22 protein-coding genes are annotated in these 25,316 nt (G+C 61.0%); 6 read left to right on the forward strand and 16 right to left on the reverse strand.

Annotation, left to right across the window (positions count from 1 at the left end; all coding sequences use genetic code 11):
- Positions 1-163 precede the first annotated feature (163 nt).
- The 7 genes from ACTHXA_RS06860 to ACTHXA_RS06890 form a co-directional block, all read right to left on the reverse strand.
- Positions 164-718, reverse strand: a complete 555-nt coding sequence (locus tag ACTHXA_RS06860) for an NADPH-dependent FMN reductase (RefSeq protein WP_441670702.1) — start codon at positions 716-718, stop codon at positions 164-166.
- A gap of 165 nt (positions 719-883) precedes the next feature.
- A complete protein-coding gene (locus tag ACTHXA_RS06865) occupies positions 884-1,138 on the reverse strand; it encodes a ribbon-helix-helix protein, CopG family (RefSeq protein WP_441670704.1) in 255 nt (84 codons plus the stop codon).
- A 56-nt stretch (positions 1,139-1,194) separates the two neighbouring features.
- Entirely contained in the window at positions 1,195-2,175 is a 981-nt protein-coding gene (locus ACTHXA_RS06870) for an LLM class flavin-dependent oxidoreductase (protein WP_441670706.1), read from the reverse strand.
- A gap of 113 nt (positions 2,176-2,288) precedes the next feature.
- Positions 2,289-3,557 carry an exonuclease domain-containing protein gene (locus tag ACTHXA_RS06875; protein ID WP_441670708.1) on the reverse strand — a complete coding sequence of 423 codons (1,269 nt, stop codon included), beginning with the start codon at positions 3,555-3,557 and terminating at the stop codon, positions 2,289-2,291.
- A gap of 141 nt (positions 3,558-3,698) precedes the next feature.
- Positions 3,699-5,990, reverse strand: a complete 2,292-nt coding sequence (locus tag ACTHXA_RS06880; protein WP_441670893.1) for a type ISP restriction/modification enzyme — start codon at positions 5,988-5,990, stop codon at positions 3,699-3,701.
- On the reverse strand, positions 5,893-8,670 hold the full coding sequence (locus ACTHXA_RS06885; protein WP_441670710.1) for a restriction endonuclease: 2,778 nt from the start codon (positions 8,668-8,670) through the stop codon (positions 5,893-5,895). The genes ACTHXA_RS06880 and ACTHXA_RS06885 overlap by 98 nt, the downstream gene beginning before the upstream one ends.
- Positions 8,671-8,792: 122 nt before the next feature.
- Complete coding sequence (locus tag ACTHXA_RS06890) at positions 8,793-9,707, reverse strand: EamA family transporter (RefSeq protein WP_441670712.1); 915 nt, start codon at positions 9,705-9,707, stop codon at positions 8,793-8,795.
- A 116-nt stretch (positions 9,708-9,823) separates the two neighbouring features.
- On the opposite strand from ACTHXA_RS06890, the gene ACTHXA_RS06895 reads away from it, so the two are divergent.
- Both ACTHXA_RS06895 and ACTHXA_RS06900 read left to right on the forward strand, forming a co-directional pair.
- A complete protein-coding gene (locus tag ACTHXA_RS06895) occupies positions 9,824-10,738 on the forward strand; it encodes a LysR family transcriptional regulator (protein WP_441670714.1) in 915 nt (304 codons plus the stop codon).
- Between the two features lie 46 nt (positions 10,739-10,784).
- A complete protein-coding gene (locus ACTHXA_RS06900; RefSeq protein ID WP_441670716.1) occupies positions 10,785-11,024 on the forward strand; it encodes an addiction module protein in 240 nt (79 codons plus the stop codon).
- Between the two features lie 367 nt (positions 11,025-11,391).
- On the opposite strand, the gene ACTHXA_RS06905 is transcribed toward ACTHXA_RS06900, so the two are convergent.
- Both ACTHXA_RS06905 and ACTHXA_RS06910 read right to left on the reverse strand, forming a co-directional pair.
- A complete protein-coding gene (locus ACTHXA_RS06905) occupies positions 11,392-12,216 on the reverse strand; it encodes an SDR family oxidoreductase (protein WP_441670718.1) in 825 nt (274 codons plus the stop codon).
- A 130-nt stretch (positions 12,217-12,346) separates the two neighbouring features.
- Entirely contained in the window at positions 12,347-12,850 is a 504-nt protein-coding gene (locus ACTHXA_RS06910; RefSeq protein ID WP_441670720.1) for an SRPBCC domain-containing protein, read from the reverse strand.
- A 270-nt stretch (positions 12,851-13,120) separates the two neighbouring features.
- On the opposite strand from ACTHXA_RS06910, the gene ACTHXA_RS06915 reads away from it, so the two are divergent.
- A complete protein-coding gene (locus tag ACTHXA_RS06915) occupies positions 13,121-13,753 on the forward strand; it encodes an NYN domain-containing protein (RefSeq protein ID WP_441670722.1) in 633 nt (210 codons plus the stop codon).
- A gap of 311 nt (positions 13,754-14,064) precedes the next feature.
- Here ACTHXA_RS06915 and ACTHXA_RS06920 read toward each other — a convergent pair whose 3' ends face one another.
- The 6 genes from ACTHXA_RS06920 to ACTHXA_RS06945 all read right to left on the reverse strand — a co-directional run bounded on the left by ACTHXA_RS06920 (position 14,065) and on the right by ACTHXA_RS06945 (position 22,541).
- The gene (locus ACTHXA_RS06920) at positions 14,065-15,036 is read right to left on the reverse strand and encodes a C-terminal binding protein (RefSeq protein WP_441670724.1); all 972 of its coding nucleotides are present in this window, start codon (positions 15,034-15,036) and stop codon (positions 14,065-14,067) included.
- A 40-nt stretch (positions 15,037-15,076) separates the two neighbouring features.
- Positions 15,077-16,051 carry an agmatinase gene (gene speB / locus ACTHXA_RS06925; RefSeq protein WP_441670726.1) on the reverse strand — a complete coding sequence of 325 codons (975 nt, stop codon included), beginning with the start codon at positions 16,049-16,051 and terminating at the stop codon, positions 15,077-15,079.
- A gap of 141 nt (positions 16,052-16,192) precedes the next feature.
- The gene (locus ACTHXA_RS06930) at positions 16,193-17,788 is read right to left on the reverse strand and encodes an amidohydrolase (protein WP_441670728.1); all 1,596 of its coding nucleotides are present in this window, start codon (positions 17,786-17,788) and stop codon (positions 16,193-16,195) included.
- A gap of 36 nt (positions 17,789-17,824) precedes the next feature.
- Positions 17,825-19,468 carry a thiamine pyrophosphate-binding protein gene (locus tag ACTHXA_RS06935; protein ID WP_441670730.1) on the reverse strand — a complete coding sequence of 548 codons (1,644 nt, stop codon included), beginning with the start codon at positions 19,466-19,468 and terminating at the stop codon, positions 17,825-17,827.
- A gap of 28 nt (positions 19,469-19,496) precedes the next feature.
- A complete protein-coding gene (locus ACTHXA_RS06940; RefSeq protein WP_441670732.1) occupies positions 19,497-21,167 on the reverse strand; it encodes an amidohydrolase in 1,671 nt (556 codons plus the stop codon).
- Positions 21,168-21,182: 15 nt separating this feature from the next.
- Complete coding sequence (locus ACTHXA_RS06945; protein WP_441670734.1) at positions 21,183-22,541, reverse strand: MFS transporter; 1,359 nt, start codon at positions 22,539-22,541, stop codon at positions 21,183-21,185.
- Positions 22,542-22,788: 247 nt separating this feature from the next.
- Between ACTHXA_RS06945 and ACTHXA_RS06950 the strand changes: the two genes are divergently transcribed.
- The 3 genes from ACTHXA_RS06950 to ACTHXA_RS06960 are packed head-to-tail and all read left to right on the forward strand — an operon-like array spanning position 22,789 to position 24,387.
- On the forward strand, positions 22,789-23,706 hold the full coding sequence (locus tag ACTHXA_RS06950) for an Lrp/AsnC family transcriptional regulator (protein WP_441670736.1): 918 nt from the start codon (positions 22,789-22,791) through the stop codon (positions 23,704-23,706).
- Positions 23,707-23,760: 54 nt separating this feature from the next.
- Entirely contained in the window at positions 23,761-24,072 is a 312-nt protein-coding gene (locus ACTHXA_RS06955; RefSeq protein ID WP_441670738.1) for an ArsR/SmtB family transcription factor, read from the forward strand.
- Between the two features lie 24 nt (positions 24,073-24,096).
- Entirely contained in the window at positions 24,097-24,387 is a 291-nt protein-coding gene (locus ACTHXA_RS06960) for a hypothetical protein (protein WP_441670740.1), read from the forward strand.
- 147 nt (positions 24,388-24,534) lie between these two features.
- Here ACTHXA_RS06960 and ACTHXA_RS06965 read toward each other — a convergent pair whose 3' ends face one another.
- Entirely contained in the window at positions 24,535-25,266 is a 732-nt protein-coding gene (locus tag ACTHXA_RS06965; RefSeq protein WP_441670742.1) for an SAM-dependent methyltransferase, read from the reverse strand.
- Positions 25,267-25,316: the final 50 nt, after the last annotated feature.

Raw genomic sequence — 25,316 nt, forward strand, 5'->3', positions numbered from 1 at the left:
TTACTGCTTTGACTGGTTGATCGCTGTTGCGATGTGCTGTTGCCGGAGTTTCACGATTGGGTACTTGGCGACTCTCTGATTGGTACATCAGAAGAGGCCGGTGACCCGTTTGGACCACCGGCCTCAGCCGTGTTGACCTCTCATGCAGGCCAGTCGCTTCGCGTTACGCGTTAGCCTTCTGCACGCGCTGGATCAGGTCGACGAATGCGTTGACGTACATGGTGAGGAACTCGCGAGTGCCCTCGTTGGTGATTTCGCCGTTTTCGATGAGGCCTGGCGTGACCTGGATCATGCCCTCGGGCTGGCCCATGACGATCGCGTTGAAGTGCCCCATGATGGCGCGCAGGTGCTGCTGCGCTGCGGCAGTCGAGATCGGACCGCCCGAACCACCGATGATCGCGACTGGCTTGCCGTTGAAGGACATGTCGCCGTAGGGACGAGTGGACCAGTCGAACGCGTTCTTCAGTACGCCGGGAATCGAACGGCTGTACTCGGGAGTCGCGATGAGCACGCCGTCGACGTCCACGATCTGCTGCTTGAAGTCCTTGGCAACCTGGGGGAAGTCACCTTCGAGGTCGAGCGAGAAGAACGGCAGCTCTTTGATCGAGATTTCTTTGAACTCGACGCCCTCGGGCGCAAGTTTCGTCATTGCTTCAACGAGCTGGCGGTTGATGGATGTGCTCGAGATGCTCCCGACGATGTAACCGATGGTGGTCAATGCAGTTCTCCTTCTGGGGATGGAATGGACCAACACGGATCGTGATCCATGCATATTCAATGGCTTAACGCGCGTGGGTATTCCCGTGAACGATCATTAATTTTTTGGATCGGTCGCCGGTGGAGGTTTGGTGACCAATCCGATTCTCTTGCCCAGTAGCGTTACTCAGAAGCACAGCGCTTCGCGAATGACCTCGGAACGCGATTTATTTGCAAGTCGAGCATGTTCATCGAGAATGGCTATTTCGTCGACTGTGAGTCGGAGCGCAACCACTTGAGAAGGTTCCGAACCTCGCCCGGGACGTCCGCGGACTCGCTTCTTTAGAGCTTCGACATCGTAGCCCGCCTCAGCTTCAGCAACCCATGCAGCGATCTGCTCTTCAGTTACTGGTTTTCCGTTGATCGTCTCGCCGTCATCCACTCAATTAATGTATAACGAAAATCTCGACTTTCAACGCGACTTTGGGGGCTTAGGTCCTATGCGAGGAATAACTCCGCCAGTAGCTCCGCCGACCGTACGCGCGGCTCGATGTTGGGGCTTTGGTGGGCGATGATGAGCTCGTCTGCGCCGGTGCCGTCGACGAACTCGCGAACTTTCTCGCGCACAACATCCGGCGTGCCGACCGCGCTGTAGGCCATCATCTCGCGAAGGTGACCCGCTTGTGGCGACGCGAGCACCGCATCCGCCTGCTCGTCGCTGAGTTCGATCCCAGGGCGAACGAGGAGCGCGACGCGGCTGCGCATCACTTCGCGCTGCTGTTGGTCGGCGTCAGCCTGGTTATCGGCAGCAATCACGTTGTACCCGGCTATCACGTGGGGCTTTTCGAGTTGCTCGGATGGCCGGAACTCGTCCCGGTACAGCGCAATCGCCTGATGCAGTTGCGCCGGTGAGAAGTGCGATGCGAAGGCATACGGCAGGCCGAGCGCCGCCGCGAGGGACGCGCCAAACAGTGACGAGCCGAGGATGTAGAGCGGGACGTTCGTGCCCTTGCCCGGGTAGGCGTTGACGCCGGGAATGCTCGATTCGCCGCGCAGGTATGCCTGCAGCTCGACGACGTCTTGCGGGAAATTCTCGGCCGAATTCGGGGTGCGTCGCAGGGCACGAAGTGTGTTCTGGTCGGTGCCGGGCGCGCGGCCGAGACCGAGGTCGATGCGGCCTGGATGCAGGGTCTCGAGGGTGCCGAACTGTTCGGCGATCGTGAGCGGCGAGTGGTTCGGCAGCATGACTCCGCCGGCGCCGAGTCGGATGCTCTTGGTGTGCGCGGCGACGTGGGCGATCAGCACCGAGGTGGCCGATGACGCGATCGTCGACATGTTGTGGTGTTCCGCGTACCAGACCCGCGAATAGCCGTACTCCTCCGCCTTCTGCGCGAGTGTCACCGTGCCCTCGAGTGCCTCGGCAATCGGGCGATCGCGAGCGATGGTCGCAAGATCGAGAATCGAAAGCGGAACAGACATTGGCCCTCCTAGACCGATAAACGAATCACGTCAGCCTAGTGGTGGAAAGTGGACCGAGCGACGTTAGGCCGCCAGTGTTCGTTCGTGGCGGATTCGCGGCCTTTGCAACGTGGTCAGGCACGACTGTTCGCGACGTACGCGTCAAATACGGGCGCGAACTCCGCTTCGGTCACGACCGGGATGCCGTACTTCGCTGCGTTTCGCGCCTTACCCGACTGCGTGGCTGGGTCTTCAGCCACAAGGACGGCGGTCTTTTTCGTCACGGCCCCAGTCGTGAGCCCCGCCTCAACCAGGTGCTGCGCCCATTCTTCGCGGGGTATTGACATCGCACCGGTGAAGACAACGCGGCATCCGGGCGTGAGCTGGAAGTTGGCGCCGGTACTCGCGATGCGCTCGTCAGGATGCTCGGGACGCCCAACGAGTTGAGCGCGCGACCGCGAGGATACGGCAGTGAGCATTGACCCGAGATCGGGTAGCGTCAGGTCGAGGATCGTGCTGATCTGCGCGAGTTGGTTCTGCTCGTCATCCGTGACGGTGCCATCTGCGACCGCTTCCGCGGCGACCGCGTCGAGGTAGGTCCGGTGAAGTTTTGGAAGCCGTCCGTCGTCGAGGCGCGCAACTTCCGCGAGGGAGGCCAGCTGCGAATGCTCGCCGGAAGAGATGAGCCCGTCGTCGAGCACATCCGTGAGCAGTTCGAGATAGACGCTCGCCCCGAGGTCGTCAGTGGGTAGCGGCACGGTGACTCGCTGCCAGAGCGGCTGGTCTTGGGACGATACGGCAGCGTTCGGATCGGCTACGCGCGCGGACAGTGCTGCAGTCGGATGGGCCGTTACTCGTACCGAAGGGAAGACTCCGCGTGCTACGTCTTGCTGCCAATCTCGATCACCGTTCGCTGTGCCGAGCAGTCTCGTCAGCACTTGCGAAGTCGCCTTCGCGTCACCGAGGGCAGAGTGGGCATCGATGAGGTCAATCCCGAGTGCAGCACACACGTCGACAAGCTTGGTCGCACCGAACGTACGGCGCGACCACACCATGGTGCACAACGCGGCGTAGTCATCAGCCATCGCGTGGCCGTGAGGCTCGAACTCTGCACGAAGGAAGCGCACGTCAAAAGCTTGGTTGTGCGCGACGAGTGTCCGTCCGGCAAGCAGTTCGACGAGGTCGGGAGCGATATCGCCAAACACTGGTGCATCAACGACATCCCGCGCGCGAATCCCGTGCACGTGCGTCGCACCGATATCGCGCTGCGGGTTAACGAGCGTCGTCCATTCCTGCTCAACGCCGCCCTGATCGTCGAGCAACACAACGCCGACTTCGACGATTCGGTCACCACGGGACGGTGAGAACCCCGTCGTCTCAAGATCCAATACCGCGAACGACACCGCAGCCTCCAATATTTAGAATCGTTCTTTATAAGTTGGCTGTGCCGAGAAAGCAAAACCGACAACAAGACAAACCATATGCTGAGCCAACGACAGTGGCGATGATTGGCAGTGCAATCTGGTTCACGCCGAATGCTCTCGTTATTCGCCGTCTCGGCTCGGTTCGGACACATTGACGGTCGCATCAATCACGTCAAATGCTGGTAATTCGCGAACCAGTCGCTGCGTTTCCATCGAGACAGTGACGAGCGAGCCGATCAGATCGACCACGTATCGGGGGTTGTCGTGTTCCCGCAACCAATCGTTCGGGTCGTTGACGATGCCCGAAGCTTTGTCTGTCTTCACGTAGTACCGGTCGACAATCCACTCGAGCGGGCTCCGACCGCCGATCTTGTATTCGTCCGCCTCGGCCGGGATATTCGTGATCGTCAGGCTGTCGTTGTACTTCAGCCCAGTGCGCTTCGCCCGCTGCGTCCACGACATCTTCTTCGCCCCGATGCGGTACAGCTCGAACGGATCGCGATCGGTGTCCACCTTGTAGCTGTATTCGAGCCCGGCCCAGGCTGGGACCTGCTCGTAGTTCACGTGTAGCTCGGCGAGATCGCGACCGATGCGAACGTAGTCGAAGAAGCCTCGGCAGCGAGGGATGTGCGGCAGTAGCTTCTTGAGGTCGGCTTCGTATCGCTCGCGATATTCGGTGTGGTGAAGCAGCGCGTAGACGTAGTAGAAGATGTCGTCCTTGCTGAGTTCCGCGCCGCCGGACTCGGATGAATAGGCCGCACGATAAAGCGACAACGTCTCGTCGGTTATGTTGTCGAGTCGGCGATAGCCGTCGACGACGATGTCTTCGCCGGATGCGTCAATCGCGTCAAAGTTGAAACCTCCGTCGGAGGATTCGATGGGTTCCCAGGTGTAGCGGGCGAATACCTGCCCACCGCTCCCGGCACCGGTGACATGCAAGTCGGGCAAGAGGGGGGTCATGAATGCACTGAATCGAACCGCGGAACCGGCGCCAACCTGGTAGATCGCCAGGTTCTCGTGCCCGCCCGTCGGCCAAAGGCGCGGCAACTGATAGATCATATCGTTTAGCGGACGATCGAAGTACGCCCATTGGCTACAGAATGGGCGATATATCGAACGACGAATAGATTCCGCCTTGAACTCGTGTTTACGCCCGCGTTTCGCGTCACTGCGTAGACCACGATTCCAGTTGATCTGCGTGGGCGAATCGAGCGTCACACTACCGCCAACGAACTGATTGTAGTTGTCGACCATGCGACTCATGTTGTTCTGAACCGCTTGCCGCGAGAAGCTGTAGCACCATGCATCACGAGAAGTTGCCAGACCGCGTGAATAGATGCGAAAGACACCGGCTGCAGAGTTACCTGCAGACCCCCCAATCGGCTGGTAAGTGGTGAATCGCTCGTCGCGCTGGTTGATCCAGTCGCCCTGCTGGTTCGGGGTAATCATCGTGAATTCGGTGCCCGAGACGCTTGCGTCTTGTGCCAGGCGATCCAGTTTCTCTTCGCGGGTCAGGTAGTCGCCGATATCGCAGTAGTGAATCTGTGCGGGTTCGGTGCCGTCGGTGGTCTTCACGAGGAAGGTGATCGATACACCGGTGCGACTGCCTTCGCCGAACACGTTGCCCGCCTCCTTACGGCGAGACTCACCCTGAGTGCGCGCGTTCCCGCGGAGGTTCAACACGAATATCTCGTCGAACTCCCGCTGCCAAATGAGCCGCACGCCATCCGCAGTATTACCGTCGATAAAGCCGCTATTCGACACAAACGCAATAATCCCGCGGCCGTTGATTCGGTCTGTTGCCCATCGCAGCGCACGATAGTACGAGTCGTACAGACCGTTCTTATTCTGCGCAGTCGAGCGAAGCGCATAACTATTCCGAATACGGTCGTCAACATCGGGATACGACTCATTCTGGTTATTGTCATTCGCGCTTGTTTGCCCCACCGAATACGGCGGATTCATCACGATGACGCTGATCTCCGAGTCGCGCTGCTGCTCGATCCGCTTGGTATTCGATGGGAACACATCCCCCGCCAGGCGATTCTCGCGGCTGTACATCGCGAAGGTGTCCACCAGCGAGATTCCGGGGAAGCTCGAATCCTCGGGTGCAATCCCCTGCTCGGCGCACACCTCTCGGTAGACCGCCTCGATGTTGACCGCTGAGATGTAGTAGCTCAGCAGCACTATCTCATTCGCGAACAGCTCGTGGCGGTACTTCCGCGGCAGGTCTTCCGGTTTGATCACGCCGGTCTGCAGCAACCGCGTCATGAATGTTCCGGTCCCCACGAACGGGTCGAGAATCTGCACGCCCTCATCCGAAAGCGACTTTCCGAACGCATTCTGCGCCAGCACATCCGCCGAGCGCACGATGTAATCGACGACCTCGATGGGCGTGAACACGATCCCCATCTTGTCGCGCAGCTGCGGGAAGGCTTGCGAGAAGAAGCGGTCGTAGAGCGTCACGAGCATCTGCTGCTTCGAGGTGACATCGTTCAGGCCGCGAATCCGGTCTGTCACCTTCGCGTAGAACCCCCTCGAGTGGCTCACGCTCCTTCTCGAAGGCCGCGTTCTCGCTGAACTTCGCGATGACCTTGCCGAGTGCCGTGGAGACTGGATTCTCCGCCGAAAACTCGTGCTCGGGGAACATCGCGTCGAAGATGGGCCGCGTGATCATATGCTGCGCGAGCATTTCGATCGCTTCGCTCTCACTGACCTCCGGATTCACCGTCTTTTTCAGCGCCGACACGAAGCGCTCGAACGCGCGCCGGTCGGCACCCGGTGCACTCAGGTGCGCCGAAATCAACCGGATGAACCGGCCCGCGATCTCGTCAATGTCCCGGGCCCAGTCGTCCCAGTACATCCGGTCGCCGACGTTCTTCACGAGCTTGGCGTAGACCGCATCCTTCCACGCGCTATCGAAATCCATGCCGGGAAGTGCGCGAATGCCATCCCGTTTCGGCGTCTGCGGAACGAGCAGGTCATCCGCTTCGACCGCGGCGTCGCCGATCGAGTCGGCATCCGCATCCTGTGTCTTCCGCGTGAGATCAACGGTGCCGACCACGACCGTCTCGGGCGGAGTGCCGGAGATACTCATCTGGTTGATCTGCGCATCCAACCGCTCATCGTGCGCGCGAAGGGCCTGCAGGACCTGCCAGACCACCTTGTAGCGCTCGTTCTCATTGAGCGCATCCTCTGCCGAAACACCCGTCGGGATCGCAATCGGCAGGATGATGTAGCCGAACTGCTTGCCCTCGGAACGCCGCATCACGCGCCCGACCGCCTGCACCACATCCACCTGCGACTTGCGAGGATTGAGGAAGAGCACCGCGTCGAGCGTCGGGACGTCAACGCCCTCGCTGAGGCAGCGCGCGTTCGTGAGAATCTTGGTGACGGGCCGGCCGAACTGATCCAGCTCGAGATCCTCTTTCAGCCAGTCGAGCGCTTCTTGGCGTTCGACCGAGCGCATCGTGCCATCCACGTGCCGCGCCTGCACTGCGAGGTCATCGGTGGGGTCGTCATTCGTGAGGTCCGAGAGGTGGTCGTCGACGAGCGCCGGGAAATCGCTCGCGGTGCGCTTCGAAGTCTTGATGTCTTTAAGGAAGGCCACAGCTCGACGCATCGGGTTGAGATCGGCACCAAAACCGTCGGCGAACTCACCCGACTGGCGCTTCGCGAGCCCGTTCCAGCATCCGACCAGCTTCGTGACATCGGTGAGCGGCAGCTCGTAGGTCGCATCGGCCAATTGGGTCTGGAAGGAATCCGCAATCTGATCCTCGGCGACACCCAAGACGAGCACCTTGTAGTCGGTGAGCAGGTTCTGTTCCACCGCCTCGCCAAAGGAAAGCCGGTAGAGAACCTTGCCGTACACATCCTCGTCGTCCATCGAGACGAGCACCGCTTCCTTCTCTTTCGCGGTGTTCTTCACGTTGTCGTTGTAGATGCGCGGGGTTGCGGTCATATACACACGGCGCTCGGCTTCGATGTAGTCGGCGTCGTGGATGCGCACGAAGGTCGACTCATCCTCGTCGGACAGCGTGACGCCTGTGGTGCGGTGCGCCTCGTCACAAAGCACGAGATCGAAAGGCGGGAGGCTCGTCGCTTGCGCCTCGTGCACCGCCTGCAATGACTGGTAGGTTGAGAAGACGACGACCATTCCTTCGATGTTGTCGGCGAGATTGTCATACGCTCTCGCGAGGGCCGCGCCATCGGTGGTTGCCGGCACCGCGAGCTCCTCGATCGCGACGCTCGTGATGTCGCCGGTCTTGCGCCGGCCGACGGTTTCGTCCGAACCCACGACGAAGGCAGTCAATGGGATTTCCGGATCATGTTCGCGGGTCCACTCTTCGAGAGTCTGCTGCAGCAGCGCGAGCGAGGGCACGAGAAACAGCACCGTGGAATAGCCCTGGCCGTGCTCGCGCGTGACCGCCTCCGCGAGCTTGAGCGAGGTGAAGGTCTTGCCGGTGCCGCACGCCATGATCATCTTGCCGCGGGTGACCGACTCGTCTTTGAACGCATCCATCGTGGCCTGCACGGCCTTGAACTGGTGCGGACGCAGCTGCTTGCGGTCGAAGGTGCGCGGAGCGGTTCGCGGGTCTTCGACGGCATAGGTCGACCAGTCGATATTCGAGTGTCGCAGCTGGTCGAGCCCGACGGTGCGGATCTTCTTATTGCGGTTCTTCAGTGCCTCCGTGGCGTTGCCCGACCAAGCAACCGCCGTGGTGTCGATCCAGATGCCGTCGGTGAAGGGTTCGCGGCCGACCGCCTCGAGAAAGGAGTCGAGGTCGCTCTTCTGGACTTTGCGTGTCTCCGCGAGAAACTTGCACTGGATTGCCGTGAGGCCGCCGTCCTTACGGCGTGCAACGAGATCGATGCCCGTGTCGGTACCGGTGCGCTCTGGCCAGTCCTTCCAGAGCCAGACTTCATCGTGCTGGGTGCCCCAGGTCGCGTCTTGCAGGAGGAAGTGCCGAACGAGTTCCTCGAAGTAGTTTCCCTGCATCCGTTTCGAGTCGGCGAGTCCGCGAAGTGAGTTCAGGAGCCGATCAAGGTCGGTGTGCTCGGTATTTGTCTGGGCAAACTGAACAGTCGACATTGGGCTCCTTGACTTGCTGATTCATTCAGTTTGCCTCAAATTGTGAAGTGTCGCCCCGCCGAATCGCATTCCGATCGCGACGGCCGACTCCGCTTATGCTGGAGCGCTCCCCTACGCAGTGGCTACTTTTCGGTTCGGTCGTGCTCGTGAATCGGTTGTTGAACAGAATCCGCGCTCTCCACGGGAGGTGGCCGTGTGCCACCTCGTTGCGCCGCAGCACCAGCGAATACGACCAGCGTGAGCCCCATCAATTGCATCGCGGATGGCGCCTGGCTCAACAACAGCAGACCAGCGAGAGCAGCGAATGCCGGCTCGATTGCGAGCAATGTTCCGAACGCGGTATGCGTCATCCGTCGCAGTGCAATCATTTCGAGAGCGAAGGACACCACCGGTGAGAGCAACGCAATCCCCGCAGCGAGTGCAAGCACCCAAATTGCGGCATTGCCCTGAATAACTTGGGGCAGTCCCGCCGGTGCAGTGAAGAGCATGGCAATCGGGATTGTGAGCGCGAGTGCGCTGATGCCGGTGAAGCGGTCGCCCACCCGTTGCGTGTACACGTTATACAGCCCCCAGCACACGGCCGCGAGCAGCGCGAACACCACACCAAGGAAGTCGATACGGCCTTGCCAGGGCTCGGTGAGCAGCACCACACCAATAAACGCGACGATCGGCCACACCAGCTTGCTTCGTCCCCGACCGGTAAACGCGGCAACTGCGAGCGGACCGAGGAACTCAATCGCCACTGCCGTGCCCAATGGAATTCGCTCTACCGCGGCAAGAAAGAATATCGACATCAGACCGGTCGCGAGCCCGAGCACCAACAACAACGGCACATCTGCACGACGAATTGTGCTGAAACGCGGCCTGACTATCAGCAACAGCAGCGCCCCGCCGAACAGCATGCGCAGCCACGCCGTACCGGCCGCGCCAACTTCGTCGATCACCGTCACCGACAGCGCATTGGAGACCTGAATGAGCAGCATCGCGGTCACCGCCGGTATCCATGCTGGAATGCCAGTCGAGCTGCGGAATTTCATGACGCCCTTTCGTTGTTTCCTCCTCCCTATTTCTCCACAACACAACCATCCGCGTCTAGCGCGGAATAATGGATGCTCAATCCCGGTAATGCGGACGATCTTGCTAACCTGAGTCGATGGATACCCGTTGGCTGCGCGTCTTTGTCGATCTCGAATCGCTCGGCACGCTCCGGGCAGTGTCTGAGGCCACCGGTTACAGCACTTCTGCCGTCTCGCAGCACCTCGCACGGCTGCAAGACGACCTCGGTGCGACCCTCGTGGAACCGATTGGGCGACGTTTGCACATCACTCCCGCCGGGCAAGCGTTCCTCCCCCATGCCCGACAGATACTGCGGGAACTCGAAACGGGCCGGGGCCAACTCAATGCCGAACGCTCATTGCAAGGCGTACTCCGGGTCGGCGGCTTTGCGACCGCTCTTGTCTCTCACGTTGCGCGCGCGGCCATGCGACTCCAACACGACCATCCGGGGCTGGAGGTCCAATTGGAAGAGCTAGAGTCGGATGAGGTGAAGGCAGGCCTGGCACGAGACAGTATTGATCTCGGCATTGTCTACGACTACAGTCTCGTTCCGGATCAGTCATTTCTCGATCCGTACGCCGAAATTCCCGTGATGCTCGCCGTTCCTGCCGACGAGAAACGGTCGGGACTCGACATCATCGCCGACCCACTAACGTCGTGGATTGGTAACTCACGTTCACACGATGATGACGCGATCATCAATCACATCACGACGACAGTGGGCGTCCAAGCGCGCATACCGCACCACATCGACAGTCTTCATCTGCTCAACAAGTTCATTGCGCTCGGTTACGGTGCGGCACTCGTGCCGTCAGACATCACCAGGGCTCCCGGCGTTCGCTACGTCGATATCGATGGCCTCGCTGGGACTCGGCGCAGCTATGCCGTTACCCGACCGGGACGTGAGAGCTGGCCAATGAGCAGAGCACTCATCCGGGCAATCACGATCGAGGCTGGCCGCGACTCAATGCCGGCAGTGGCCCTAGACTGGAGCGAGCACCCAAGCCCATGAGGGTTCCCCTCGTGCTTATGTCGGCTCCCAGTTGTAAACTGGCCGCATGAAACCAAATCTGCCGGACTACATAGAGGCAGGCAAGTCGTTAGATTCCGACGAGCGCGAGATCGCCGCGCTCGCGCTCCAGCATGTCGATGAGGATGAACAGGCTGAGATTGACGCCGCTTGGGCAGAAGTCATCGAGCAACGACTTGAAGAGCTCACGAGCGGAGCAGTAAAGCCTGTCAGCGGCAAAGAAACCCTTGCAATGGGGCGTGCAATGCTCGCTCAGCGTCACAAGTGACCCTTGATTGGAACGAGCACCCGGACGCTCGTGAAGAATTCACTGTTCAGCGCGCCTGCGCCTGGTAGTACTCGCGCTGGCTCGGGAAGTAGTCATCGAAATAGGGAAGCGTCGCATCGACGATTTATGCCTCGAGTTAGTCGAGGTAGTACTCCCATCCGGGGCCGATGTTCCCGACCTGCGCGGGATTGACGTTGTGCATTACGAATTGCAATTCGGTGCGCTCCCCCGCGTCACGAAGCTCGATCGAAAGGTCCCATTAGACATTCTTCGTCGACGACCCGGGGTCGACGCACTCACTCGGACATGTGCGTCTGCCCAAGTCCACGGGACATGTCCAAGTGAGTTACCGTCCTGTCGAAAACTTTCAGCCGAGGTTCGAGAAGTACTCCCCGACGCGCTCATCAGCCCAGCTCCAGGCGTCCTCACCACGCAGCACAACGTCAGCGCCGCCGTCACTGTAGATCGTCTGCCCGGCACAGTGCGTATTTTCAACCGACGTCAGCCAGATCAGTAGGTGGGCAATGGATTCCGGCGGCTGATGCGAGTTCAAAGGCATCGGCACCGACGCATCAACCATCTTCCGCGTCTGTTCGTCAGCAAGGAGGTCGGCAGTCATTGGCGTCGTCACGATCCCGGGACCGACCGCATTCAGCGGGATGCCTGCGCCGGCCCACTGCTCGGTCACCGATTGGGCGCGCACCCAGCGCGAAATCGCGCGCTTTGTGGATGCGTAGATTTGGCTCCCGCGACGCGGATCTTCGGCGAGCTGGGCCGCGATCTCGAGTGCCTTTGGTTCATCGTTTTCCAGCAGTGCCGAAGTCAGCTCTGGTGAATTCGGTTGGAGAGAGGACATCGAAGACACGATCGCTGCCCGAGGCGCCTCCGACTGTGCAAGCACCGGGCGGATCGCTTCGAGGAACTCCGTCATCCCGAAGAAGTTCACCGAGGCCGTGGCGGGAATTGGATGCGAGATTCCAGCGGAAGCGACTACCGCGTCGACTCGGTTGCCTGCGGCCTCAAGGGCTGCTTTCGCGGCAGCTTGTCGACCTTCTGGCGTGCCGAGATCACCCTCAACCTCGGCATTCTTCAGGTCGACACCGACCACCGTATTGCCCCGCTCACGAAGAATTTCCGCGGTCTTCAGACCGATGCCCGAACCCGAACCTGTGACGTTGTATGTGCGTGCCATTGACATTCCTTACTTTGGGAAGAGGAAGTCACATTTTCGCCCGCGAAGCTGCAGACCGGATGCTTGCGATCTGACCGCCATACGCTACAAACCCTTATTGCTCCAGGTCAATCGTGCCGACGGAATTGGGTCAGCGCGCCTGTGCCTCGTAGAACCCGCGCTGGCTCGGGAAGTAGTCGTCGAAATTGGGGAGCGGCGCATCCGCAATCGATGCCTCGAGTTGGTCGAGATAGTACTCCCAGCCCGGGCCGATGTTCCCCACTTGGGCCGGATCGACGTTGTGCATTACAAATTGCAATTCGGTGCGCTCCCCCGCATCACGAAGCTCGATCGAAAGATCCCATGCTCCGAAGTCGTCCTGAGTTACGACGCGAATTCGCGTGGGTGCCTCGCACTCGGTGATCTTGACCTCGGACCACGGCGCGGTCTCCTCGAACCCGAGTTGCAGCCGGATGGTCTCGCCGACGGCACCATTGCCTTCCCACTTTCCGATCCACTGCGCGGTATGTTCCGAGACCGTGACACGCGACCATGCCTTTTCACGAGACAGTGAGAGAACTCGGTCGATGACCAGATTATGGCCGGAATCGGTTGAGACCAGCGTTCCAGTTGGGATCGGTGGGTTCACGGTCATGATTCGTTCTCCTCAGTGCCAACGCGCGGTTGCGATCAGCGCAAGGATAGGTGGGCACGCTCTGGCTCTGCTGCGAGTGATCGCGATGCACAGCAATTTGTCCTTGAATGAACGAAGACTCTGGCACTTAACCGCGGGTGGTGCTTGGAAAACAATGACGGCCCCCTTGCGGGAGCCGTCGAGCCACGGTTGTGATGGGCAACCGGGCGGGGTACAGATAAGATGCTATCACTCGACAATCGGCACCCGTCAAGTTCGCTAAGGAAATTGATGCAACCAGTCCCGAAGCCACCGCAAGACCGCATGATCGTCTACGTCGACGGCTTCAATCTCTATCATGGCATGCGCGAGAAATTCGGACGGTCAACGCTTTGGCTTGACCTAGTTCAAATGGCAAAGTCGTTTCGCCCTAAGCAACAGCTAGTACAGGTGAGGTACTTCACCGCTCCCGTCCTGAACGATGCCCAAGCTCAAAGCCGTCAGTCGCATTACATCGATGCACTCGAACGCAAATACTCAAACCTCATTGACGTTCAGATGGGGCGATATCAGAGTAAGCCCATGGTGTGCCGCAAGTGTGGGCATACCTACACTCATTACGAGGAAAAGGAAACGGACGTCAATATTGCAGTGTCCCTCCTGACGGATGCTGCATTGCACAACATGGACACAGCGGTGGTTGTTTCGGCCGATAGCGACCTCGCCCCTGCGGTTCGTGCCGCACAGAAACTCGCGTCGTCGCTATTCGTCTTTGCTGCGTTCCCTCCCAAGCGCTACTCGACAGAACTAAAGACATTGATGCCGAGTTCCATCCATTTAGGCCGGGACCGAATGCGTATGCAACTACCCGCATCTTTTAACGCCGGGGGTAGAACATTCACGCGTCCGACCTATTGGAGTTAAGGCCCTCACAACACCCCAAGACAGGTTCCCGCAAGGGTGTGAGGAATCAATCCGAGTGCAGGCCCTAACGAGTTCGCCAATGGCGACTACTCTCTGCGCTGACGTCGTTCGAGGAACGAAGACCCCGCGCGAGGCGGGGTCTTCGGCTATTAACGAGGGATCTTGTCCACGCTGTTCTCCTACAGGCTACCGCCGACCCTGACTGTCACTCAACTGCAAGCAAGCGACTTCCATCGGAAATTTGCCGGGAGCTGCGGAGTGGCATGCATAACGACCTTGTGGATTGGTTTCTACGACATGAACGTAGATCGTCAGCCCTGCGGGGCACCCACCACGCCCGCGCTTGGCGCGCCGTCTCGATACCAGTCCGCGATATAGCTGACTGGGTCGATTTCGTAGCTACGCAGCGCTTCATCCGAGAGGAAAGCGGCGTGCGGGGTCACGACTGCTCGAGGATGCGTACGGAAGGGATCATCGACCGCGGGCGGTTCGCCATCCAGCACATCGAGTCCGACGCCCGCGAGTTTGCCGGTCTCCAGTGCCGCAAAACAGGCGGCCGCATCCACAAGCTCACCGCGAGACACGTTCAGTAGGATCGCACCGTCACGCATCCGAGCGATCTCCGCCGCACCGATCATGCCTTCCGTGTCCGGAGTCAGCGGCATGTGCAGCGAAACAACGTCCGCAGTCTCGAGCACCTCATCCAGGCTCACCAGCTCAGCGTTTTCGTCCGCCTCCGATCTGAACGGGTCGTACGCGATCACGCGACCAAACATTGGCCGCGCGTAGCGAGCGACCAGCGCGCCGATCTTGCCGTAGCCGACGATGCCGAGCGTAAGGGAACTCACCCGACGCGGCGTCACCGGCAGGTCATCGGTCCACCCGCCGGATGCGGTGGTCCGGGCCATTTGCGGCAGCTCGCGCACAAGCGAGAGGGCCATCGCGAGAGTATGCACGGCCACTTCTTCAGTTGCGGCGTGAGCGACATTGGTGACCCACACACCTCGCGAGACCGCCGCATCCACGTCGATCATGTTCGTGCCATTACTCGAGGCCGCGATGATCCCCAGCTCCGGGAATTGCGCGATCAAGCCTGCGTCGATCGTCGAGTAGCCGGCGATGATGCCGACCGCATTGCGCTGCTCAGCGACGACCTGCCCGCCAGCGTCGAAGCGCATCAAGTCAGTACGGATGCCGACCTCACCGAGCAGCGCACGCGCGGGCTCCGGGTCGAGGTCGGTGTACTCGGCGAAGAGCACGAGCGGCTGTTGCTGTTCTGTCATCTGCGCTCCTGTCGAGTCAGCGGTGCTGAGCTTCGGTCCCTTACTTGTCCCGCAGCCCAATCGCCATCGCCGAAATGCACTCATAGGCCACGTGTGCGGCGGCAATTCCGGTAATCTCGGCATGGTCGTACGCGGGCGAGACCTCAACAACCTCGGCGCCGACGAGGTTCTTCGTCGACAGTGCGCGAATCATCCGCAGCAGTTCGCGGCTCGTCATGCCGCCAGCCTCTGGGGTACCCGTTCCGGGCGCGTGCGCGGGGTCGAGCACGTCGATGTCGATCGACAGGTAGATCGGCCCGTCGCCAACGCGCTGCAGCATCCGCTCGATCGCGCGCTCCACACCCTCGTTCTCAATCTCCACGGTCGAGATGATCGCAAAGCCGAGGCGCTCATCGTCGCGCAGGTCGCTGCGGTCGTACAGCGGTCCGCGAATACCGACGTGGAGGCTGTGCTCCTTATTGATAAGGCCTTCCTCCGACGCGCGGCGGAACGGTGTGCCGTGCGTGATCGGGGCATCGAAGTAGGTGTCCCACGTGTCGAGGTGCGCGTCGAAGTGGATCACGGTGATCTCGCCGTGATCCTTCGCGAGGCTCCGCAGGTTCGGCAGCGCGACGGTGTGGTCGCCACCGATCATCACGAGTCGGGTGCCGTCCTTACGGAGCTCATCCGCCGCATCCTCAACGTTCTTCACGGCGTCGGAGATGTCGAAGGGGTTGATCGAGATGTCGCCCGCGTCCACGACCTGCGCTTCGGCAAAGGGCGACACATCGGCGGCGGGATTATAGGGACGAAGGAGCCGCGAGGACTGCCGAATGTGTGCTGGCCCGAAGCGCGTGCCGGGACGGTAGCTCACGCCCGAGTCGAATGGGGCGCCGATCACCGCGATATCGGCGCGGCCGACCTGTTCCTGCTGCGGGAGCCGAGCGAAGGTCGCGAGGCCCGCGTATCGGGGCGCCTTGCTCGCGTCGGCGGGGCCAACGTTGCCGGTTTCGTACTCTACGTATTCTTCACGCATAATTTTTCGTCTTTCTCATTCGGGTGCGGGTCGGATGCGGATGCGGCGTCTGGTGCGGCCGCTTCGGATGCGATGTCTGGTCGGGTGCCTTCTGGTCAGGTGACCTCGAGGCGGATGCGCGGCCAGATCGGGCAATTCAAGTCACGGCAGCCACTGCCGCTGTTCGGCTCGATTCGGGTTGGTGACGTATTCGGGCCACGCCAAGTCCACGGGCGGCTCGAAATCGGCGGGCAAGAGCGGTTCAACGCCAAACTCTTGCTTACGTTCGGCGAATTCGCGCTGTGCTTCGGCAAGCACCTCGGGCTTGGTCAACAGGTCGACGAATGTGGTCGCGACGGTCTTTCCCGCAACCTCGATCGTCGGGTCGATCGCCGCGGGAATACCGCCGAGCGCATTCATGACCCAGGCCGGATACGCCCCGCGATCGGGGGCCGGCTTGAGCGCCGGACGAGAAATGTAGAAGCGAACGGTCGGCGCATAGTGCGTCATTTCCACGTAGTCATCGCTCGTCCAGTTCCGTTGCCACGGCGCGAGGTGCTCGCGCAAGGCGACCTCAGCATCCTGCGGGGTGATCAGCGATTCGCACTCGTCGAGATACGGCTTCGGCATCGGTTCGATGCCGAGCTCGCGTTGGATGCGCTGAGCGGCTTCGATCGCCACGGCACCATACTGCGGCGCGCCAATTACTTCGAGGTTGTCGTAGAGCGTCTGCGCGAGCACGTGGTTGGTGAGTCCCGGCCGCGAGCGCGCAACCCAGGTCACTTCGAGCCGGCAGTGCGACACGGCGGCGGCGTGCTCGGCGTTGCGGTCGAGCACCTTGAGCACGTGCTCCGCCATCTCAATATCCGGGGTGCGCCACGAGTATTGAATCTGCGCGACGCGAGCGGGCAGGTTGTCGGCCGTTGCCTGCCCCGACGCGAGAATCGCATCCGACAGGCTCCAACCGCCAAAGCTCGGAAGCATCGCATCCTGCATCACACGCGACGCGGTGTACATCTGCATCAGCGCCACGTTCGCGCCCGGTGCGCGCGCGGCCGAGTGCGAGGCCGGAATCGGCGAGTTCGGGTTATTGCTCGTCTGCCAGGTCTCGGGCTCATCGCACACGAAGGTGTACACCTTCGAGTAATAGGCGCCGCACTGGGTATCCCAGCGCGCGGTGTTGCACAGCGGCAGCATATAGAAGGGGTGGAAGCTCACCATCGCATCGATGTCGTCGTAGTAGCCCCGCAGCCCGTGCACGACCTTGGACCCGTGCATTTTCTCGGCGGGCTCGCCGGTGTACTTCAGGGTTCCGGGGATGCTGTGCTCACGCATTGCATGCTGGGTTGCGAGGAGCCCCGCGAGGGTTGCAATGCCGAGCGCGGAGTGTGGATCGGTATGTCCCGGCGCGTGACTCGTGAGCCCCTCGCGCGGGGTTTCGGATGTGGTCGCGGCTTGGGAGTTTCCGGGGACGGCGTCGTATTCCGCGTAGCTTGCGACCACCGGGCCGGCGCCGTCTTCGCCGAGTGCCGGGCCGTTGATCCACTGTGCCGCGAAGGCGGTGGGCATCCCTGCCGAGCCTTCCTCAACGGTGAACCCGTACTCGCGAAGCAGCTCGACATACCAGCGGCAAGATTCGTACTCGCGCCACGCGGGCTCGGCGAGATCCCAGATGTGCTCGTGCCACTCCGATAATTCACGCTCGTGCGCGTCGATCCACGCCTTGGCGGTTGCTTTCGCGGCGTCGGTCATTGACATGTGCAGGTGCTCCCTTCGCGGTCTCGTGTGTGGCGGTTAGTTCTGGAAGAGTGACAGCGGAACGTGGATGAGCTGCACGCCGCCTTCGCTGATCGCCTGTTGGACGAGCGACGGGAGGTCTTCGGGGCGCTCGAGTGCGCGCCCCGTGCCACCAAAGGCCGTCGTGAGTGCGGGCCAGTCAGGCTGGGTGAGGCGGACGCCAACCGGCGGGATGCCGCGGTCGGCTTCATTTTGCTCGATTTCGGCGTAGCCGCCGTTGTCAACCACGACAACCACGATGTCAACACCCTGTTCGACAGCGGTCGCGAACTCCTGCACCGAGAACATCAGCGCACCGTCACCGAGCACCGACACCACTGGTCGATCGGGGCTCGCAATCTTCGCCCCGATCGCGGCGGGCAAGCCGTAGCCGAGTGTCGCGTAGGTCGCCATATAGAGGAATGACTTCGCTGACTCGACCGGGATGTTCGTCGAGGTCCCGAAATAGCAGATCTGTGAGGAGTCCCCAGAGATGATGACGTCTTCTGGAACACCTGCCGCCACAGCCTTCGCGACCGCGGTGAGGTCAGGTGCGAACTCGGTGCCCTCGCGTTCAAACGCGGCGAGGGCGCTGCGCACTCGTTCCGCACCGATCTGCGCGCGGTTGCTGAATTCTGCGTCCTTGAGAACGTTGACGAGATCGGGCACCACGGTGGCTGAGGAGCCCACGACCCCGAGATCCGCGGTCAGGTTCTTGTCGATCTGGCTCTCGAGTAGGTCGACACGAATGAGCGTGCCGCGTGGTTCGAGCTGCCCCCACCACATTTCGACTTCGGCAATTTTGCTGCCGATCGCGAGGACGACATCAGCGTCGTTGACCACCTCGTGGGCCGCTTTGAAGCGCAGTGCCGAGCCGAGCGCGAGCGGATGCGATTCGGGAATCGCCCCCTTGCCGTTCATCGTTGTAATCACGGGCGCATCGAGCAGTTCGGCAAGTTCCCGAAGGCCATCGCCCGCTGGAATCGAACCGCCGCCGGCCAGAATCACGGGTGACTTGGCGTCCGCGAGCTGCTTCGCCGCATCCTGAATCGCCGCGCTCTCGGCGCGTGCGGGGGCGGGCAGTTCGCGGGCGGCGAATGCAGTGTCAGCAACGTCGGCCGCGCCCTCGAGCACATCGAGCGGCACTTCGATATAGACCGGGCGGGGACGCCCCGTCGCGAACAATTCGAATGCGTCGTGCACTGCTTGCACGGCTTCCTCGGCGGTCGATACACGTCGTGCCCACTCGACGACCGCGGCGGCGGCACCGACGGTGTCCTTGGTTTCGTGCAGCGCACCGATGTCGGCAAACTCCGCGCCGAGCGGCACGCCCGGAGCGAGGACGATCATCGGCCGAGACTCGCAAAAAGCGGTCGCTGCCGAGGACAATGCGTTGAGGAGTCCGGGGCCGGAAGTCGTAATGACCACGCCGGGCTTCCCAGTCTGGTGCGACCAGCCGTCAGCGCCATATCCGGCGCCCTGTTCGTGGCGGGTCGTCACCGCGCGGATGCCGAGCGGTTCGAGGTGTCGATAAAACTCGAGATTGTGCGTCCCCGGAATCCCGAAGATCGTGTCGATGCCGTAGTTCTTGAGTGTCGTGAGTACCGCGAGTCCCGTGTTGTCGGTCACGACGCCCTCGGGCAGATCGATTGATTCAGTCATGCTGGTTCCTTCTCCGTTCGCTTCCGATTTAGGCGCTCACTCGCGCGCCATCAATCCAGGTCTCGCGCACCTGCACGCGACCTAATTCTTCCTCAGGCACCTCAAATGGGTCCGAGTCGAGTACCGCGAAATCCGCGCGCTTCCCGGCGGCAATTGATCCCAGTTCGTCTTCTCGGCCGAGTGCCCGGGCGCCGCCCAACGTGTGGGCATGCAGCGCATCGCGGACCGAAATGCGAAGGCTTGGGTCGCCGAACACGCTCCCCTGCCGCGTACGTCGCGTGACGGCCGTCTCGATAGCTTGCATCGGCCGGGGGTCGGCGACCGGCGCATCCGAAGAGAGCGTGACCGGCACCCCCGCGGCGGCAAATTCACCGAGCGGATTGAACCGCTCGCCGACGCTGCCGAGCGCCGTCACGACACCTTCGCCCCACTGGTGATAGTGCTGGGTCTGGTTGACCGGCATCACGCCGAGCTCCCGCATCCTGGTGATCTGTTCACCGGTGGGCAGTCCGCAGTGCTCGATCCGGTGGCGATTGTCCGCCGAAGGGGTCTCACGCTGGGCGGCGGCCACAGCATCCAACACCATGCCGATCGCCGTGGGTGACTGCGCGTGCGTTGCCGTTTGCAGGCCCGCGGCGTGGGCGCGGCGAATGAGCTCGTGGTACTCGGCGGGCTCGTGATAGAGCATGCCGGTGCGGCACGGGTCGCCGTTGTAGCCATCGGGGAAGTATGCCGTCCACCCACCGAGCGTGCCGTCGGCATAGAACTTGAATCCCGCGAAGCTGAGGAATGCGTTGCCGAAGGCGCCGCGCATCCCAATCTCGAGACCCTCCTCGAGTAGGTGCGACAGCAAGTACATCGAGTAGCGGATGCCGAGCTTCCCGGTTTCGGCGAGGCGCAAGTACATGTCGAACTCGCGACGGGTGACTTGGCAGTCACCCACGGTCGTCACGCCGCCCGCGATAAACGAGGCCTGAGCGAGCTCGAGTTGGCGGATGTGGTCAGCGGTACTGTCGCCGAGGTGGAGGTTTGGGCCGTGGTTGCCAATCTTGACGCCCTCAACGCCGGTGAGGATATTGCATGCCGCATCGGATAGCTCGCCTGTAAGCTCGCCGTGCTCATCGCGGAAGAAGGTGCCGCCGGGCGGGTTCGGGGTGTCACGCGTGACGCCGTATTTCGCAAACGTGTGGGAATTTACGACGCCGCCGTGCCCCGATCCGTTCATGAGGTACACCTCACGATCGGTGGACACCTGGTCGAGCTCGTGCCGAGTCGGGTGGCGGCCTTCAACGAGGTTGGACTGTTCGTATCCGTAGCCGCGAATCGGGGTGTCCCCCGGCGTCGCCGCGGCACGCTGTTGCAGCAACGCGATGATCTCCGGGATGCTCCGCGCCTGGTCCGGGCCGCAATCCACCCACATCATCATTTGTCCGTGCATGAGCGGATGCGTGTGTGGATCGACGAAGCCGGGAACGATCGTCGCGCCCTCGAGGTCGGTGATCGCTGGCTTTGTCAGGCCGAAGTCGGATGCGGCGCTCGAGAGCTGTTCCGCGTTGCCGGTAGCCAAGATGTGACCGTCGGCAATGAGCACCGCCTCAGCTTCGGGGTTGCGTTCATCCATGGTGTGGATGCGCCGCGCTCGGAGGATCGTTGGGCGATACGTGGAGCGTGCGGAGTCAAAAGTGTGGAGCTTACGCATGCTATCTGCGCCCAGCTACTTGTCGTCCGGCGTCGGAACGGCCACGGTCTTCGGATCGAAGATGTAGTCCTTCCGCTGCGGCGCGTACTTCAGGCACACGAGGCTAAGCACGGCCATACCGGCGAGGTAGGCAATAACCGACCAGATCGAGCCGGTAAGTCCATAGAGTGAGGTCGCAATGAGCGGTGAGAGGCCAGCCCAGATCGCGTTGCCGAGACTGTACGCGAACGACAGGCTCGTCTGGCGTGAATCCGGTGCGAACATCTGCGAGAGGATGGAAGCCATCGGCGCCCACGTGCCGTTCATGACCACACGCGTCGCGGCAAAGAGCAGGATGATGAGCCACAACTGGTCGCCCTCGAGCGAGAGGAACATCGGAATCGAGAGTAATGTCGTGCCTACCAACGCGATAGCAAAGGTTCGTTTTCGGCCGATGCGGTCGGCCAATGCGCCAATGAACAGTGTCGAGATCAACTCGCATAGGGCCGCGATCGAGAGCACGTTGAGGAAGGTGTTCTCCGGCATATTGATATTGCTCACCGCGGGATCGGTCGCATACGAGGTCGCGAATGTCGTGACGAGATAGTACCCACCGGTTGAAATCGGGATGAGGCCCATCGCGAGGAGCATGGTGCGCCAGTTGTTCTTGACCGCGATCTTGAGTGGCAGTTCGGCCTTTTCGCCGGATTCTTTGCGACGCTTTGCTTCTTCTTCGAAGACCGGAGTCTCTTCGACCGTGTACCGCACCCAGAACCCAACGCCGATCAAGATAATCGAGATCAGGAATGGAATTCGCCAGCCGCCTTCCATGAGGAAGTCATTGCCGTTGATCGTGAGCAGTGCAAAGATGCCCGAGGCGAGCAGCGCACCCATTGGGTTACCGAGCTGTGGGAATGAGCCGTAGAAGCCCTTGAATTTCTCGGGCGCGTTTTCAACCGCCATCAGCACCGCGCCGCCCCACTCGCCACCGATTGCGAGGCCCTGTGCGATACGCAGGATCACGAGCAGGATCGGTGCCCAGACGCCGATCACGGCGTATGTGGGTAGGACTCCGACAAGTGCCGTGCCGACGCCCATCAGGATCAGCGTGATCATGAGCGAGAGTCGGCGTCCGAGTCGGTCACCGATGTGCCCGAAGATAATGCCACCGAATGGTCGGGCGAAGAATCCGACGGCGTAGATACCGAACGACGACAGCACCGCGAGGAAGGGGTCGCCTTCGGGGAAGAACAGTGCGGGGAACACGATCGCCGCTGCGGTCGCGTAGACGTAGAAGTCGTAGAACTCGATCGCCGTACCGACGAACGAGGCGAATCCAGCTTTAAGCGCGCGCTTGTGGCTGAATTCTTGAGCTGGAGGCTGGTGGGTAGTCATTGAACACCTCTGGTCGTGACTGGATGACTGTGATCAGGCCTGGCGACTTCGGCAGTGACGGTCGCGCATCCCAATCGAGCAATTGCCCAGAGCGTATGCCCTTTGTGAATGCGAAGCAATGGCAAGACTTCGGATTAGAAAGCTAGTTTCTAGAGTTTCGCTAGATACAAATCGCTAATACACGAATTTCCATGTAACTAGCGCTGCAGAATTTGTGATTTGTTCACTGGGGATTACGATTCTCGATATGGAAAAAAGTGCTGAGAATTCCCCGCATCCACGGGAAAACGGTGTTGCGGACCGGGTCATGTCCGCGCTCCGCGAGGATCCGCGCATGAGTATCACCGCAATCGCCGAGCAGGTTGACGCGCCTCGTGGCGTGATCTCGCATCACGTTGACGCACTCCTCGGCAGCAATACGATCCGAGTTGTCGCCGCAGTGAATCCACTGTTTCTTGGCCAGCACGTCATCGCCCACGTCTCGATCGAGCCGCGCGGCCCAGCGGGCCCGATCGCAGAATTCATTTCCCAGCTCGAAGAAGCGGTGCTCGTCACCGCGGTTTCCGGCAGCCACTCGGTCGTCGCCGAGGTTCGCCTGAACTCACATTCTGAACTACACGCTTTACTCTCACGCGTGCGCTTAAACCCGAGCGTTGCGCGCATCGACACCGTGATCTATTCCACCGTCCGCAAGGGCTACCACTCACACAACGCGATCACGCATGTCCGCGTGGATGATGCCGATCGCGAGATCATGGCAGTACTGCAGCAGGATGGTCGCGCGTCCTATACCGCGATCTCCAAGCACGTGGCGCTGACCCCAACCACGGTCCGCGCGCGCATCCAGCGCTTAGTGGATGCACACGTGATTCGATTCGGAGTCGTGGAGAGCCGCGGCACATCCGGGAGGCAAGTATCGGTGGGGTTCGGCATCAACTCTTCGGATAATCTCGAACCGCTCATGGAACACTTGATTGGGCACTCCGGAATCGAGTTTGCCGCCGAATGTATCGGGAGATTTGACGTGATCGGCACGTGCATCGGCAAAGACTTGCAATCCATCCACACTCGTCTCGACGGGATTCTCGCGCTGCCGCACATTGACCGACTGCAGACTTGGACGCACCTCAGCACATATAAAGAGGACTACTCGAGGCGCGTATAGCCCGCCCAGAATTAACATATTGCAATTTGTTTATATGTGTGATTGACTCAAGTCATGAACACGGAGCCGGGCCTCGCTGAAGCCGCACAGTTGTTCAAAGTCCTGGGCAATGAGTCTCGGCTTCAATTGCTCAGACTCATCAGTGCCGCTCCCCACACCGTGGGGAGTCTCGTCGAGGCCACGGGGATGTCGCAGCCCCTCGTCTCACAACACCTCAAATCTCTGCGGCAAGCAGGCCTGGCACTTGCCTCTCGCGAGGGCAAAGCCGTGACCTACACACTGAGCGATCACCACGTCAGCCACATCATTGGCGACGCGATCGCGCACGCCCAAGAAGCATCCACCAGTGATGCGCAACCCGATTAACCCGCACCGAACAAAGGAGCCATCATGACCGACCACCGCGCCGAACACAGCCCCGCCGACCACAAGCACGGCGAGAACTGCGGCCACGAAGCCGTCCAGCACGGCGACCACGTCGACTACGTCCACGACGGCCACCGTCACGCCCTACACGGCGACCACTACGACGAGCACGAAGGCGTCGCGGAACACACCACGGCCGACCACGAGCACGGCGAGAACTGCGGCCACGAAGCCGTCAAACACGATGACCACGTCGACTACGTCCACGACGGCCACCGTCACGCCCCGCACGGCGACCACTACGATGAGCACTAAGTCACTCACTGAGAGATTTCCCGTCAGCACTCGCAATCGCGACGGGTGACTGCCGAAGGCAGGTAACGCAGGAAAGGAATGCCGGTGGAATGCGCATAGCGTGCATGCCACCGGCATTTTCGCGTGTTCAGGCACATTCCGCGCGATTCAGTCGCGAATCAGCAGCCAGAACGAGGTGTCCTCAAGTTGCTCAAGTCGCATCCCCACTTGCTCGGCCTCGGTTGCGAGTACCTCAGGTGACGGATGCCAATAATTGAATTCCGCGGATGATTCGCTGATCACTCGCTCCCCTTCCAGCACGAGATAGGTCATTCGCCAACGAAGTCGCTCCTCCCCCGCTAGCCACGCTTCTGCAATCACCTGATAGGTGAGCCCACCCACGGTTGGTGCCGTATACACGTACGGCTCGACCGGCGCTGGCCGCACTGGCGACTGGAGATCAAATAGTGCCGCACCTCCCGATGGGAGCCGATCGGACAGTTCCGCAAAGATCGCAGCACGCTCACCCGGATCGAAATGGCCAATAACGCCGAGCATCAAAGCCCCACCAACACGCTGCGGCAAGGTCGCCGCAAAGAAATCCTCCGGACGCACCGTGATTCGATCGAACCAATTCGGATGTGCCGCGATGCGACCGAGCAGCAGCGAACGCATCGCCGTGCTCGGCTCGATTGCAAACACGGTCGCCGCGGTATCCCGCTCAAGTATGAGCTCTGCTACGAACCCGGACCCCGCTCCGATATCAAGCACCGGGCCCCAGTCATTGCGTAGTCGAGGCAACCACGCTTCAATCGCGGCAGTCTGGCTCGGCCGTGCCGATTCACTGAACAGGTCATACGCTTCCGCGGTTGCGGCGTATGGATCCGATGGCGTGTGCAATTGATCCTCCTGAATGCGTCGTGTGGACGCTGCACTCAATCCTTAATGAG

The organism is Gulosibacter sp., from assembly GCF_052090685.1.
GTDB lineage: Bacteria > Actinomycetota > Actinomycetes > Actinomycetales > Microbacteriaceae > Gulosibacter.

Bases quoted from the DNA above. Each gene is read 5' to 3' on its own strand.
- ACTHXA_RS06870 (WP_441670706.1), bottom strand. From the start codon at position 2,175: ATGTCTGTTCCGCTTTCGATTCTCGATCTTGCGACCATCGCTCGCGAT.
- ACTHXA_RS06880 (WP_441670893.1), bottom strand. From the start codon at position 5,990: ATGGGGATCGTGTTCACGCCCATCGAGGTCGTCGATTACATCGTGCGC.
- ACTHXA_RS06885 (WP_441670710.1), bottom strand. From the start codon at position 8,670: ATGTCGACTGTTCAGTTTGCCCAGACAAATACCGAGCACACCGACCTT.
- ACTHXA_RS06890 (WP_441670712.1), bottom strand. From the start codon at position 9,707: ATGAAATTCCGCAGCTCGACTGGCATTCCAGCATGGATACCGGCGGTG.
- ACTHXA_RS06895 (WP_441670714.1), top strand. From the start codon at position 9,824: ATGGATACCCGTTGGCTGCGCGTCTTTGTCGATCTCGAATCGCTCGGC.
- ACTHXA_RS06900 (WP_441670716.1), top strand. From the start codon at position 10,785: ATGAAACCAAATCTGCCGGACTACATAGAGGCAGGCAAGTCGTTAGAT.
- ACTHXA_RS06905 (WP_441670718.1), bottom strand. From the start codon at position 12,216: ATGGCACGCACATACAACGTCACAGGTTCGGGTTCGGGCATCGGTCTG.
- ACTHXA_RS06910 (WP_441670720.1), bottom strand. From the start codon at position 12,850: ATGACCGTGAACCCACCGATCCCAACTGGAACGCTGGTCTCAACCGAT.
- ACTHXA_RS06915 (WP_441670722.1), top strand. From the start codon at position 13,121: ATGCAACCAGTCCCGAAGCCACCGCAAGACCGCATGATCGTCTACGTC.
- ACTHXA_RS06920 (WP_441670724.1), bottom strand. From the start codon at position 15,036: ATGACAGAACAGCAACAGCCGCTCGTGCTCTTCGCCGAGTACACCGAC.
- speB (WP_441670726.1), bottom strand. From the start codon at position 16,051: ATGCGTGAAGAATACGTAGAGTACGAAACCGGCAACGTTGGCCCCGCC.
- ACTHXA_RS06930 (WP_441670728.1), bottom strand. From the start codon at position 17,788: ATGTCAATGACCGACGCCGCGAAAGCAACCGCCAAGGCGTGGATCGAC.
- ACTHXA_RS06935 (WP_441670730.1), bottom strand. From the start codon at position 19,468: ATGACTGAATCAATCGATCTGCCCGAGGGCGTCGTGACCGACAACACG.
- ACTHXA_RS06940 (WP_441670732.1), bottom strand. From the start codon at position 21,167: ATGCGTAAGCTCCACACTTTTGACTCCGCACGCTCCACGTATCGCCCA.
- ACTHXA_RS06945 (WP_441670734.1), bottom strand. From the start codon at position 22,541: ATGACTACCCACCAGCCTCCAGCTCAAGAATTCAGCCACAAGCGCGCG.
- ACTHXA_RS06950 (WP_441670736.1), top strand. From the start codon at position 22,789: ATGGAAAAAAGTGCTGAGAATTCCCCGCATCCACGGGAAAACGGTGTT.
- ACTHXA_RS06955 (WP_441670738.1), top strand. From the start codon at position 23,761: ATGAACACGGAGCCGGGCCTCGCTGAAGCCGCACAGTTGTTCAAAGTC.
- ACTHXA_RS06960 (WP_441670740.1), top strand. From the start codon at position 24,097: ATGACCGACCACCGCGCCGAACACAGCCCCGCCGACCACAAGCACGGC.